The following is a 13,447-nucleotide window of genomic DNA, read 5'->3' on the forward strand; positions in this document are numbered from 1 at the left end:
CGTGGCGCGACACGCCCGGGGCCGCTGTCGGGGTCGTCTCCCAGGCACGATGCGTAGCCTGTCGAGACGAGTCCGGACGGCGGAAGGGGTGGGCATGGTCGTCGTCGACGTCCTCGTCATCCTCATCCTCGTGCTGGCCTGCGTCGCCGGCGTCCAGCGCGGCTTCTTCGCGAGCATCGGCACGCTCGCGGGCCTCGCTGCCGGCGCCTTCGCGGCGTACTGGCTGACGCCCCTCGTGAGCGCCTGGGTTCCCTCGCGGGTGTGGCGCGGTCCCGCCGTGCTCATCACCGCGGTGGGACTCGTGTTCGCGGGCGCGGCCCTCGGAGCGGCGATCGGCTCGGCGCTGCGCTCGGGCGCCGACCGCCTCAAGCTCCGCGGCATCGAGCGGTTCCTCGGCGGCATCGCGTCGGTGCTCGCCGCCGTGCTCGCCCTCGCCCTCGTCGCCCCGGCGATCGCCGTCGCCGGCATCCCGGTCGTGTCGTCCGCCGTGGCGTCGTCCACAGTCCTGCGCTCGATCGAGGCGGCGACCCCGGATCCGGTGGCCGCCGCGCTGGCGCAGCTGCGCGGCGCGTTGATCGACGACGGCCTCCCGGGGCTCGGGCAGCTGCTGGGCCCGGGCACGGTCGAACCGGCGCCCCCGATCGCCCTGGACGATCCCGAGCTGCAGCGGGCCGCGGCATCCGTCGCCCGCGTGTCAGGCAACGCCTACGCGTGCGGCCGCGGATCGTCGGGGACCGGCTTCGTCGTCGCCGAGGACCGCGTGGTCACCAACGCGCATGTCGTCGCCGGTGTCGACACGCCCGTCGTCGAGCTGCCCGGCGTGGCCGCCCGCGAGGGCAGGGTCGTCTACTTCGACCCGGTCGACGATCTCGCCGTGATCGCGGTCGACGACCTGGGCGCCGAGGCGCTGCCCTTCTCGCCGACGCTCGCCGAGGGCGAGGCCGCGGTGGTGCAGGGCTATCCGTACGGCGGTCCTTTCACGATGGTGTCGGCCGGCGTGCGCTCGGTGGGCACGGCGAACGTGCCCGACGTGTACGACGGCTCTTGGAACCCCCGCGAGATCTACGCGCTGCAGGCGACTGTCAGGCCCGGCAACTCCGGAGGCCCGCTGCTGACGGGCGACGGCGCCGTGGCCGGCGTCGTGTTCGCGCGCGCCGAGGACGACGAGGATCTCGGCTACGCCATGACCATGACCGAGCTCACGCCGGTGGCGGAGCAGGCGCCGTCGCTGTCGAACACCGTGTCGTCGGGTTCCTGCGTCGGCTGACGGCGCCGCCGGGTATGCTGGCTCCGCAAGTCAATAACGGCCCATAACCCGGGCGGGAGAGCCTCGGCAGCGCGATCGCCGAGCACCGAAGGAGCAAGCCTCCCCGCCAATCTCTCAGGTACGCGTACCGTCCGGGCAGGCCGACTCTGAAAAGCGATGCTCGCCGCATCCGCCGACGGTGAAACCCCGCTCCCTCGCGGAGCGGGCGAAACTCTCAGGCCTATGACAGAGGGGGAGTTCACAGGCGCCTTCCGGCGTCTGCCCGTCCGCGACCGGGAGAACTCATGACAGAACTCCGTACGACTGCCCTGCACGAGCGCCACGAGGCGCTCGGCGCCTCCTTCACCGACTTCGGCGGCTGGCTCATGCCGGTGCGCTACAGCTCCGATCTCGCCGAGCACCACGCCGTGCGCACGGCGGCGGGTCTCTTCGACATCTCGCACATGGCCGAGCTGCTCGTCGAGGGTCCGGACGCCGGCGCGTTCCTGGACTACGCGCTCGCCGGACGCCTCTCGACGATCGCCGACGACCAGGCGAAGTACTCGCTCCTGCTCGAAGCCGCCGGCGGCATCGTCGACGACGTCATCGTGTACCGGCACAACGCCGAGAGCTTCATGGTCGTCGCCAACGCGGGCAACCGTGAGGCGGCGGTCGCCGCGCTGACCGAGCGTGCCGCCGGATTCGACGTCGAGCTGGACGATGCGACCGACCACATCGCGCTCATCGCGGTGCAGGGCCCGGCGGCGCAGGCGATCCTCGAGGCGACGTCGCAGATCGGCACTCCCCGCACGCCGTACGACGAGCTGAAGTACTACCGCATGACCCACGCCGAGTTCACGGCGCCGGGCGAGCCGGCCGTCCCGATGCACATCGGCCGCACCGGCTACACCGGGGAGGACGGGTTCGAGCTCTACATCCGGGCGACGTGCGCTCCGGCGCTGTGGGATGCGCTGCTCGCGGCGGGTGAGCCGCTCGGTCTCGTGCCTGCCGGCCTCGCCGCCCGCGACACCCTGCGGCTCGAGGCGGGCATGCCGCTGTACGGCCACGAGCTGTCGCTCGACATCCTGCCCGCGCAGGCGGGCCTGGGCCGCGTCGTCGCAGCCGACAAGCCCGACTTCGTCGGCAAGGCTGCGCTCGACGCGCCCGATGCCCCCGTGCTGGTGGGCCTGATGTCGGAGGGCCGGCGCGCCGGCCGCGCCGGCTACGGGGTCTTCGACGCGCCCGACGCCGACACCCCCGTCGGCGAGATCACGAGCGGGGCGCTCAGCCCGACGCTCGGGCATCCCATCGCCATGGCGTTCGTCTCACCGGCCGTGAGCGAGCCCGGAACCCAGCTCTTCATCGACGTGCGGGGAACCCGCATCCCCGCGACCGTGACCGCCCTGCCCTTCTACCGGAGGAACTCATGACCGACCTCACCGCCCTCAAGTACACCGCCGAGCACGAGTGGGTCGCCCTCGACGGCGATGTGGCCACCGTCGGCATCACCGAGTACGCCGCCGACAAGCTGGGCGACGTCGTCTTCGTCGAGCTCCCCGCCGTGGGCAGCTCGGTGACCGCGGCCACCGTCGTCGGCGAGATCGAGTCGACGAAGTCCGTCGGCGAGCTCTACGCCCCCGTGACCGGCGCGGTGCTCGAGGTCAACGACGCCGTGGTCGACGACCCGTCGCTCGTCAACGCCGATCCGTTCGGCGCCGGCTGGCTCGTCAAGATCACGGTCGACCCGGCGTCGCTCGACGGACTCATGGACCGCGACGCGTACATCTCGCTCACGGGCGGCGCCGAATGACGGGTTCGTTCGCCGATCGTCACATCGGAACGGATGCCGCGGCCCAGCGTCTTATGCTCGATGCCCTGGGCTACGACAGCGTCGACGCCCTCGTCGAGGCGGCGGTTCCGGCATCCATCCACGCGAAGCCCCGCTCCACGAGCGACATCCCGCCGGCCGCGACCGAGGCGGAGGCGCTCGCCGAGCTGCGGGCTCTCGCGTCGCAGAATCGCGGGGCCCGCCCGATGATCGGCCTCGGATACGCCGACACGATCACGCCCTCGGTGATCGCGCGGAACGTGCTCGAGAACCCGTCCTGGTACACGGCGTACACGCCCTACCAACCCGAGATCTCGCAGGGGCGGCTTGAGGCGCTGATCAACTTCCAGACCATGGTCACCGACCTCACCGGGCTCGCGACCGCCAACGCCTCGATGCTCGACGAGTCGACCGCGGTGGTCGAGGGCATGCTGGTCGCCCGCCGCGGCTCGAAGTCGGCATCGAATGTGTTCGTGGTGGACGCCGACGCGCTTCCGCAGACCAAGGCGCTGCTGGCCCACCGCGCCGCCGCGGTGGGTATCGAGCTGGTCGAGCTCGACCTCGCGCACGGCGCCACGCTGCCCGAGGAGCTGTTCGGCGTGCTCGTGCAGTACCCGGGTGCCTCCGGCAACGTGTGGGACCCGTCGGGCGTCGTGGACGCGGCGCACGTCGCCGGCGCGCTGGTGGTCGCCGCCGCCGACATCCTCGCGCTCACGCTGCTGCGGTCGCCCGGGTCGTTCGGCGCCGACGTCGCGGTGGGCACGACCCAGCGCTTCGGGGTGCCGCTGGGCTTCGGCGGTCCGCACGCGGGCTACATGGCGGTGCGTCAGGGACTGGAGCGCCAGCTGCCCGGCCGCCTGGTGGGCGTCTCGCAGGACGCCGCGGGCCACCCCGCGTACCGTCTCGCGCTGCAGACGCGCGAGCAGCACATCCGCCGCGAGAAGGCCACGTCCAACATCTGCACGTCGCAGGTCCTGCTGGCGGTGATGGCCTCCATGTACGCGGTGTACCACGGCCCCGAGGGCCTGCGCGCGATCGCGACCGATGTGGCTCGCAAGGCGGAGGCACTCGCGTCCCGCCTGCGCTCGTACGGGCTGTCGCTGCGTTCGGACTCGTTCTTCGACACCATCCGCGTGGCGACTCCGGGTGCCTCGCGCCGCGTCATCGAGCGCGCGCGGGAGCGCGGGTACCAGCTCTTCTGGGCCGACGACGCGACGGTCGGCGTCTCGGTCGATGAGACCACGACCGCCGACGACCTCGCCGCCGTGGCATGGGCCTTCGGCCTGCCCGAGGGCGAATTCCTCGGCGCCGGTAAGCAGGGCGAGCGCGTGCTCCCGTTCGCGGATGCCGCGCCGCTGGCGGGTGTGCCGTCCGGGCTGCATCGCGTGGAGGAGTTCCTCACGCACCCGGTGTTCAACACGCACCGGTCCGAGACGGCGATGATGCGCTACCTCAAGCAGCTCGCCGACCGCGACTACGCCCTGGACCGCGGCATGATCCCGCTGGGCTCGTGCACGATGAAGCTCAACGCGGCCACCGAGATGGCGGCGGTGTCGTGGCCGGAGTTCTCGCGCGTGCACCCGTTCGCGCCCGAAGACGACGCCCGCGGCTACCTCGCGATGATCGAGCAGCTCGAGGTGTGGCTCGCCGAGGTCACGGGGTACGACGCCGTGTCGCTGCAGCCCAACGCCGGCTCGCAGGGCGAGCTCGCGGGGCTCATGGCGATCCGCGGGTACCACCGCGCGAACGGCGACGCGGGCCGCACGGTGTGCCTCATCCCGTCGTCGGCGCACGGCACGAACGCCGCCTCCGCGGTGCTCGCGGGCATGCGGGTCGTCGTGGTGGCGTGCGACGAGGCCGGCAACGTCGACCTCGACGACCTGCGGGCGAAGATCGCGGCGAACGCCGACGAGCTCGCCGCGCTCATGATCACGTACCCGTCGACGCACGGCGTCTACGAGCACGACGTGCTGGAGATCACGCAGGCCGTGCACGACGCCGGCGGGCAGGTGTACGTCGACGGCGCGAACCTCAACGCGCTTCTGGGCTACGCGCGCTTCGGCGATCTGGGCGGGGACGTGTCGCACCTCAACCTGCACAAGACGTTCGCCATCCCGCACGGCGGCGGCGGCCCGGGCGTCGGACCGGTCGCCGCGAAGGCCCACCTGGCGCCGTACCTGCCCTCGCATCCGTTCTCGCAGCGCAAGGACCACGCCGGCGGCGTCTTCGACGGTGGACCCATCTCGGCCGCACCGCACGGCTCCGCCGGCATCCTTCCCATCTCGTGGGCGTACGTCCGGATGATGGGCGCGGAGGGCCTGCGCAACGCCACCGCTGCGGCGGTGCTCGCGGCGAACTACATCGCCCTGCGGCTGCGCGACCACTACCCGGTGCTGTACACCGGCGAGGACGGCCTGGTCGCGCACGAGTGCATCCTCGACCTGCGCCCGCTGCGCGAGGCGACGGGGGTGACGGTCGACGATGTCGCCAAGCGCCTCATCGACTACGGCTTCCACGCCCCGACGATGTCGTTCCCGGTCGCGGGCACGCTGATGGTCGAGCCGACGGAGTCCGAGGACCTCGCCGAGATCGAGCGCTTCATCGAGGCGATGATCGCGATCAAGGCCGAGGCCGACCGGGTCGGCGCGGGGGAGTGGCCGCGGGACGACAACCCCCTCGCGAACGCCCCGCACACGGCCGAATCCGTGGTCGCGGGTTCGTGGGAGCACCCGTACTCGCGCGAGACCGCCGTCTACCCGGTGCACGCCCTCGTGCGCACCAAGTACTGGCCGCCGGTCCGTCGCATCGACCAGGCCTACGGCGATCGCAACCTGGTGTGCGCCTGCCCGCCCATCGAGGCCTTCGCCTGACCACCTCCTGAGCGACGGGATGCCGGTGCCCCCGGCATCCCGTCGCTCCTTCGTCCGCGCCCGGTGCCCGCCCCGCCCCCGGCCAGGTCTAGGTCCAGGCGGTGAGACGACACGGCGCGGACGAGACATCGGGGTCCACCCAGCGTCTCGTCGAGTAGCTGTCGTCTCATCGGCGAAGGCTGGTGCGACAGGTTCTTGGGTGTCGGGAGGCCCGCAGCTGGATCCGTGAGACGACAGGTGACGGACGAGACCATGGCGTCGACCCAGTGTCTCGTCCGACAGCTGTGGACTCACCGGCGAGGGCTGGCCGATCGGCGAGGACTGGCGCGACGGGCTGGACGAGACCACGGTGCTGACCCGAGGGTGTCGTCCTGCGCCCCGTATGAGGGTGTGCCGTGTGCAGGTGCGGGGAAATGGAGACCGGGAGACGGTCAGATCGGCGCGGTCGGGTGCGGAGGGTGTCCTCCCAGAGCATGGCGCATGGACGCGAGCGCGGCGACGTTCTCCGGGGCGATTCGAGGGAGGCCGGCGCCGTGGAGGAGCGTGGCGAGAGGCGTGAACGTCGTCGCGTCCTGCCAGCCCCAGTGCGCGACCATTCGGACGTGCTGTCGGAGCCGGGCGTCCCGAGCACGCTGACGCTTGAGAAGTGTCGAGGCGTCGCCGAACCTCCCATCGAACTTGAGATCGCCGTCGGCCTCGCCCACGAGCGACGAGGAGCCCCAGACGAAGTCGCTCCGATCGACCTCCCCGTTCGACGAGACGAACGACCTCTGCAGTTCGGGTGCCGGGAACCCCAGCCACTCGATCGCGGCTCGACTGACGGATTCGAACGCCGTCTCGGCCTCCGCCGTCGCTCGTTCGAGCGGCCAGCGTGCGATGTCCCTCCCGCGCTTGGTTGCCCGCGTCTCATTCAGTAGCTGCAGGTACTCGCGTGACGGCAGGTCGTATCTCCTCAGCATCGAGTCGGCGACGGCCAGTCCGATCGCCGGATGCCGCGAGCGTGCGATGTCGATCACCGCCTCCGCCGGCGCCGCCAGGGTGATCCCGCCGGCGACGATGAGGGCGCGGTCGTCCGTCGTGGTGTGCGTGCGGATTCCCGCCACGAGGCGAGATGCCCCCGCCGCATGGGCAAGCACGTGAACGACGCCTGGGTTGCCGAACACCGGCCCGCCGAGCAATGCAACCGCCGACTCGTGGGAGGGAACGGCCGTGGGATCGAGAAGCAGTGCCGCGTGCACGTGGGCGAGATATCTCGTCCACGGCGCAAGCCTGAGCCACGCCTCCGCTGGCGCGTAGAGGCCACGCCGCACCTTGATCAGCTCGCGCCGTGCAACCGCCCGCTCGGGGTGTGGCACCTCGTCCGCCCGCAACAGCGGAAGCGGCGCCGGCTGAATGGTGATCGGGGACAGAAGCTGCGGCATCCGTCAATGCTTGCGACTCGAGGGGCGCACCGTCCGCTCACCGAGCCACGATTGGGGAGAGCCGCGCCACCTCGTGCTCTGTGCAGAAGCCGCGCGCTCCGTGCCTCCCGGGCCCGCGCCGGCGTCCCGTGCCCGTGCCGGCGTCCCGTGCCCGTGCCCGCGTCCCGTGCCCGTACCCGCGCCGTGAAACGACAGTAGGCGGACGAAACCTCGGGGGTGGCCCGTCGTCTCGTCCGCCTAGTGTCGCCTCACGGTCGAAGACGCGTGGCCGCCACCGGGGGAGGGACGGGGCGAGGGACGGATGCCGCGGGCCGCGGCGCCGACCGCGCCCAGCAGGGGCGCCCAGGGCGTCGTACCCAGGGCGGCGGCGCCGCGCCTACGGCGCGCGGCCGCGGACGGGGTCGGGGCTCAGGCGGCGGGCGTCGGCGTGGGGGACGGCGACGGGGAGGTCGGCGTCGGGGTGGGGATGGGGGCGAAGACGCCGGGCCAGAGCGCCGCAGCGAGCGGGTAGCCGACGAAGGCGACGATGTCGAGCACCGTGTGCGCGATGACGAGCGGCATCACCCGGCCCCACCGGCGATAGCACCAGCCGAACACGACACCCATGACGACGTTGCCGACGATCGCGCCGATGCCCTGATAGGCGTGATAGGCCCCCCGCAGGGCGGCGGCCGACAGGATGATCGACCAGTCGTTCCACCCGAGACGGCGCAGCCGGTCGAACAGGTAGGCGATGAAGATGACCTCCTCGGTCAGCCCGGCTCGCAGGGCCGACAGCAGGAGGAGCGGCACGGTCCACCACGCGGCATCCAACGGCGAGGCGACGACGGCCACCGTGACTCCCAGCGCACGGCCGGCCGCGTAGAGCGCGAGACCGGGGAGCCCGATGACGGCGGCGAGCAGGATGCCGCGGCCGAGGTCGCCGCCGAACCTCGTGAAGTCGAGACCGATGCGGCGCAGCGCGTTACTGCCCGGCTCCCAGAGCAGGTAGACGACGAGCGCCACGAGGGCGAGCGCGAAGAAGACGGAGAGGAGCTGGTAGACCACGTCCCACACGGCCTGCGCGTCTCGTGCGGGGTTCACCTGCGTCTGCTGCTGCCCGAGCGGGACGGGGGCGAGGAGCTTCCGCACGAGCGAGAGGACCGAGTACACCGCGGACTGTCCGACCGTGATCGCCAGGACGATCCAGACCTCCCACACCAGCCTGCGCCGCGCATAGCGATCCAAGGGCGAGAGGGTAGTGGATTCCCTCCTGTCGGCGGCAGGGTTCGGAGGGGTCATCTTGTCAGATTGTCACACTCCGCGTCGATTGAGTTAAGGCTCTGTAACGTTTTCGTCGATCGTTTTGACCATCTCACAACCGGTGCTTATCGTTTTCCCATCCGCGCGCCCGTCCGGTTTCCTGCCGTACTCGCGCGCATTACCCTGCACAGGAGGAGACACAGTGTCTGACAAGACGACGTGGCGCAAGCGCGCACTCGGAGTCGCGGCGGGCGTCGGCATGACCGCATTGGTCCTCGCCGGCTGCTCGACCACCCCGCCGGAGGATGAGGCCGCCCCGGAGACCACCGACACCGCGGTTACCGTTGCGGAGACGAACGAGTTCACGGGTACGAACTCGAACAGCGTCAACGGCAACCTCGACATCAACGGCAAGGTCGACTATCTGACCAAGTCCACGTTCTACTACGTCAGCGACAGCTACGAAGTGGTCCCCGACGAGTCGTTCGGAACCATGGAGGTCGTCAGCGAAGACCCCCTCCAGGTCAAGTACACGCTCAACGACGGCCTCGTGTGGTCGGACGACGAGCCCATCACCACCGACGACCTCGTCTTCGGCTGGGCCGTCACGTCCGGTGTCTTCGACGACGCCACGCTCGACCCCGAGTCGGGTGAGCCGGTGAGCGGCACGCAGTACTTCCAGTACGCGGGCAGCACCGAGGGCCTCAAGACGTCGACCATCACCGAGGTCGCCGACGACAAGCTCTCGCTCGTCCTCGAGTACGACGAGCCCTTCGTCGACTGGAACATCCAGGACCTCATCGACCAGCCCGTCCACGTCGTCGCCGAGAAGTCGGGCGTCGACCAGGCTGAGCTCGTCGACACGATCCTGACGAGCCCCCGCGGCGACGCGGCTGCTCCGGCCCCGGTCAACGAGACCCTCAAGGCCGCTGCGGACTTCTGGAACACGGGCTTCGACATGACGTCGCTGCCGGACGACCCCTCGCTGTACCTGTCGAGCGGACCGTTCATCATCGACTCCTACGAGCCGACCCAGTCGATGACGCTGAAGCTCAACGACAAGTACACCGGCGACCTCAAGCCGCAGTTCTCCGAGCTGGTCATCCGCTTCATCGGTGACGCCCAGGCCCAGGTGACCGCTCTCCAGAACGGCGAGGTCGACGTGATCGCCCCGCAGGCGAGCGGCGACACGCTGACCGCGCTCGAGGGCCTCGACGGCGTCACGGTCATCCAGGGCGACGCTCTGAACTACGACCACCTCGACCTGACCTTCGCGGGTCCGTTCGCCGAGCAGAACGTCCGCGAGGCGTTCCTCAAGACGATCCCGCGTCAGCAGCTCGTCGACACGCTGATCAAGCCGATCAACCCCGAGGCTGAGGTTCTCAACTCGAACCTCTTCATCCCGGCTCAGAACGCGTACGAGGACGCCGTGGCCTCCAACGGCTCCGACGCGTACGCCGAGGTCGACATCGAGGGCGCCAAGGAGCTCCTCGCCGGTGCGACCCCGACGATCCGCCTGATGTACAACATCAACAACCCGAACCGCGTTGCGGCGTTCGAGGCCATCCAGGCTTCGGCTGCTGAGGCCGGCTTCGTGATCGAGGACGTGGGCCGCGAGGACTGGAGCGCGCAGCTCGGCTCCGACATCTACGACGCCGTCATCTTCGGCTGGATCTCGCCCGGTGTCGGCAACGGCACCATCCCGCAGATCTTCGCGAGCTTCGGTGGCAGCAACTACAACAAGTACGCCAACGAGCGCGTCGACGAAATCGCCCGCGAGATCCCGACCACCCTCGACATCGAGACCATCGACGAGCTCACGGTGGAGGCGGACGGCGAGCTGTTCGCCGACGCCTACGGCCTGCCGCTCTTCCAGGGTCCCGGTCTCGAGGCGCACTCGGACAGCATCGAGGGCATCACCTTCATGGGCAACCAGACCGGTGTGTTCTGGAACTTCTGGGAGTGGACGGTCGCCGAGTAATTCGGTGACTGACTGAAACACCACGCCATGGGGCGTCGGGTGCTAACAGCCCGGCGCCCCGTGCGTGTGTCTTACCGTCCACAGCCGGCGAACCCGACGCCCGGTCTCATCTGCCGCCGTCGCCCGCCTGCTACCTTTTCTGCATGAAGGGCCAGCCCAGTGCTTAGCTTTGTCCTGCGGCGCGTCGGGGTCTCGATCCTGATCCTGATCGCCGCCTCCTTCCTGATGTACACCCTCGTGGCCCTGGCAAGGGATCCGCTCGAGGACCTGTACGCCTCCAACAGCCCGAACAAGGATGCGCTGATCGCTCAGCGCACCGCGTGGCTCAATCTCGACCAGCCCATCCCCGTCCGCTGGTTCAACTGGTTCCTCGGCGCGGCGCGCTGCGTCATCCCGTTCGGCGGATGCGACCTGGGCGTCACCATCCAGAACCAGCCCGTCACCATCGTCCTGGCCCGCGCCATGGGCGCGACGCTCCAGCTCGTGACGGCCTCCACGATCCTCGCCATCGTCCTCGGCATCCTCGTCGGCATCGTCTCGGCTCTGCGCCAGTACAGCGCGATCGACTACTCGTTCACGTTCGCCAGCTTCCTCTTCTACTCACTGCCCTCCTTCGTGATGGGTGTTCTGCTCAAGGTCTTCGTCGCTCTCGGCTTCAACGACTGGCTCGACAGTCCGGTGTTCACATGGCCGTGGATCATCGCGTTGAGTCTCGTGTCCGGAGTCTTCTGGCAGGCGATCATCGGCGGACCCAGGCAGCGTCGCCTGGTCGTCTTCCTCGCCTCCGTCGTGACCACCGGTGCGATGCTCTACGGCATGAGCGTGACGGCGTGGTTCCTCAACCCGTCGCTCGGCCCGATCCTCACCCCGCTGCTGATCGCCGCCTTCGGCGCCGCAATGGTGCTGATCATCGCCGGAGCCCGGGCGCGCTACGCGTGGCGGACCGCGGGCGTCACCGTGATCGTCCTCATCGCCGCCTACTTCGTGCTGCAGCCGTTCCTCAAGTCGTTCAACGGCTGGGGGGTGTTCGCGCTCTTCGTCGCGGCGTCGCTGGTCGGCGCGGTTGCGGGATGGTTCCTCGGCGAGTACGACAAGGGCCAGGCGATCCGCATCGGCATCCTCACCGGCGCTCTCGGCATGGGCGTGATCATCCTCGATCAGTTCATGCAGAACTGGAACTCGTACGTCAACAACCCCAAGGTGAACGGCCGCCCGATCGCGACGATCGGCTCGGAGACGCCCAACCTGCAGGGCGACTGGTGGATCCAGAGCATCGACACGTTCACCCACCTGCTCCTGCCGACGATCAGCCTCATGCTGATCTCGTTCGCGGCGTACACCCGGTACTCGCGCGGTGGAATGCTCGAGACGCTGAACCAGGACTACATCCGCACCGCGCGCGCCAAGGGCCTGCCCGAGCGCACGGTCGTCGTCCGCCACGCGTTCCGCAACTCGCTCATCCCGATCACCACGATCGTCGCCGCGGACGTCGGAGCCCTCATCGGAGGCGCGATCATCACCGAGCGCATCTTCGCGTTCAGCGGCATGGGCGCTCTCTTCAACCAGGGCCTGCAGCACGCCGATCCGAACCCCGTCATGGCGTACTTCGTCGTCATCGCGGTGTTCGCCATCACGTTCAACTTCCTCGCCGACCTCGCGTACTCGGCGATCGACCCGAGAGTGAGGGTCAAGTAATGTCGATCCCCATCGATCCGGCCCTCGAGCCGCCCACCGCGCCGTCCGACGGCGGCGTGCACGTCCAGACCGCCGACGAGCGCGGCGTCAGTCAGGGGCGACTGACCTTCCGTCGCTTCATCGCCCACAAGCCCGCCGTGATCAGCGCCGTGCTGTTCATCCTCATCGTCGGGTTCGCCGTCTCGGCGACCGGCATCGGCCCGATCCCGGGCTGGTGGAAGTGGAACTACGAACAGCTCCTCCCGATCACCAACGGCGGCAAGCCCACGCTGACGCTGTGGCCCTTCTCGCTCGGCGAGCACCCCTTCGGGCAGAGCACGGTGGGCAAGGACTACTTCGCGATGACCATGCGCGGTCTCGTGAACTCGTCGTACATCATGTTCGTGATCGGCATCATCGGCGCGATCATCGGCGTCGTCGTCGGTGCGTTGGCCGGCTACTACCGCGGCTGGGTCGACTCGGTGCTCATGCGCATCACCGACATCGTCATCGTGATCCCCGTCATCGTCATCGGCGCGGTCGTCGGCTCGGCGGTCGGCGGCCTCGGGCCGGTGCTCCTGGCGCTGTTCCTCGGCTTCGTGGCCTGGACGGGCATCGCGCGACTGGTGCGCGCGGAGTTCCTGACGCTGCGCGAGCGCGAGTTCGTCGAAGCTGCGCGCGTGGCCGGCGCGTCCGACGCCCGGATCATCTTCAAGCACATCCTCCCGAACGCGATCGGTGTCGTCATCGTCGCCACCACGCTGCTGATCGCGGCGGCGGTCATCCTCGAGACGTCGCTGTCGTTCCTCGGCTACGGGGTCCGCTCGCCCGACGTGTCGCTGGGTCTGCTGATCTCCTCCAACGAGTCGGCGTTCCAGACGCGCCCGTGGCTGTTCTGGTGGCCGGCGGCGTTCATCGTCATCCTCTCGCTGCTCGTCAACTTCGTCGGCGACGGGCTGCGCGATGCGTTCGATCCGCGCCAGAAGCGCGTGATCTTCCGCAAGGTCAAGGAGCTCCCGGAGGACGCGGTCATCGTCTCCGGCGCGACCGCCGACGTGCCCGAGGGTGCGCTGGTGACCGCGGGCGGCGCTGCTGTCGTCGAAGGCGTCACCAGCGACCGCGGCGACGACGTCCTGGACGAGGAGATCGCCCCTGACCCGGACCGGCGCGGATGATGCCCGCCAG

The 13,447-nt window shown here is 69.7% G+C and carries 9 protein-coding genes and 2 riboswitches; of the genes, 7 read left to right on the plus strand and 2 right to left on the minus strand.

The window, feature by feature from the left end:
• Positions 1–94: 94 nt before the first annotated feature.
• From IM767_RS13735 to gcvP, 4 genes are all read left to right on the plus strand, one after another.
• A complete protein-coding gene (locus IM767_RS13735) occupies positions 95–1,267 on the plus strand; it encodes a MarP family serine protease (protein ID WP_109210934.1) in 1,173 nt (390 codons plus the stop codon).
• A gap of 43 nt (positions 1,268–1,310) precedes the next feature.
• Positions 1,311–1,407, plus strand: a riboswitch (glycine riboswitch).
• Position 1,408: 1 nt separating this feature from the next.
• A riboswitch (glycine riboswitch) is annotated at positions 1,409–1,503 on the plus strand.
• A 48-nt stretch (positions 1,504–1,551) separates the two neighbouring features.
• Entirely contained in the window at positions 1,552–2,676 is a 1,125-nt protein-coding gene (gene gcvT / locus IM767_RS13740) for a glycine cleavage system aminomethyltransferase GcvT (protein WP_109210935.1), read from the plus strand.
• Positions 2,673–3,056, plus strand: coding sequence for a glycine cleavage system protein GcvH (gcvH, locus tag IM767_RS13745; RefSeq protein ID WP_109210936.1), 384 nt, complete (start codon positions 2,673–2,675; stop codon positions 3,054–3,056). Before gcvT ends, gcvH begins: the two co-directional genes overlap by 4 nt.
• A complete protein-coding gene (gcvP, locus tag IM767_RS13750) occupies positions 3,053–5,944 on the plus strand; it encodes an aminomethyl-transferring glycine dehydrogenase (protein ID WP_109210937.1) in 2,892 nt (963 codons plus the stop codon). Before gcvH ends, gcvP begins: the two co-directional genes overlap by 4 nt.
• 431 nt (positions 5,945–6,375) lie before the next feature.
• On the opposite strand, the gene IM767_RS13755 is transcribed toward gcvP, so the two are convergent.
• Both IM767_RS13755 and IM767_RS13760 read right to left on the minus strand, forming a co-directional pair.
• Positions 6,376–7,365: a hypothetical protein gene (locus IM767_RS13755; protein WP_109210938.1), complete on the minus strand. Its 990-nt coding sequence runs from the start codon at positions 7,363–7,365 to the stop codon at positions 6,376–6,378.
• 408 nt (positions 7,366–7,773) lie between these two features.
• Complete coding sequence (locus IM767_RS13760; protein ID WP_239453358.1) at positions 7,774–8,646, minus strand: CPBP family intramembrane glutamic endopeptidase; 873 nt, start codon at positions 8,644–8,646, stop codon at positions 7,774–7,776.
• Positions 8,647–8,809: 163 nt separating this feature from the next.
• Here IM767_RS13760 and IM767_RS13765 point away from each other — a divergent pair, with 163 nt between their 5' ends.
• From IM767_RS13765 to IM767_RS13775, 3 genes are all read left to right on the plus strand, one after another.
• Positions 8,810–10,588, plus strand: a complete 1,779-nt coding sequence (locus tag IM767_RS13765) for an ABC transporter family substrate-binding protein (RefSeq protein ID WP_239453360.1) — start codon at positions 8,810–8,812, stop codon at positions 10,586–10,588.
• A gap of 159 nt (positions 10,589–10,747) precedes the next feature.
• Positions 10,748–12,283, plus strand: coding sequence for an ABC transporter permease (locus IM767_RS13770; RefSeq protein ID WP_109210940.1), 1,536 nt, complete (start codon positions 10,748–10,750; stop codon positions 12,281–12,283).
• Positions 12,283–13,437: an ABC transporter permease gene (locus IM767_RS13775; protein WP_198425934.1), complete on the plus strand. Its 1,155-nt coding sequence runs from the start codon at positions 12,283–12,285 to the stop codon at positions 13,435–13,437. Before IM767_RS13770 ends, IM767_RS13775 begins: the two co-directional genes overlap by 1 nt.
• Positions 13,438–13,447: the final 10 nt, after the last annotated feature.

The organism is Microbacterium ureisolvens (assembly GCF_015278315.1).
GTDB lineage: Bacteria > Actinomycetota > Actinomycetes > Actinomycetales > Microbacteriaceae > Microbacterium > Microbacterium ureisolvens.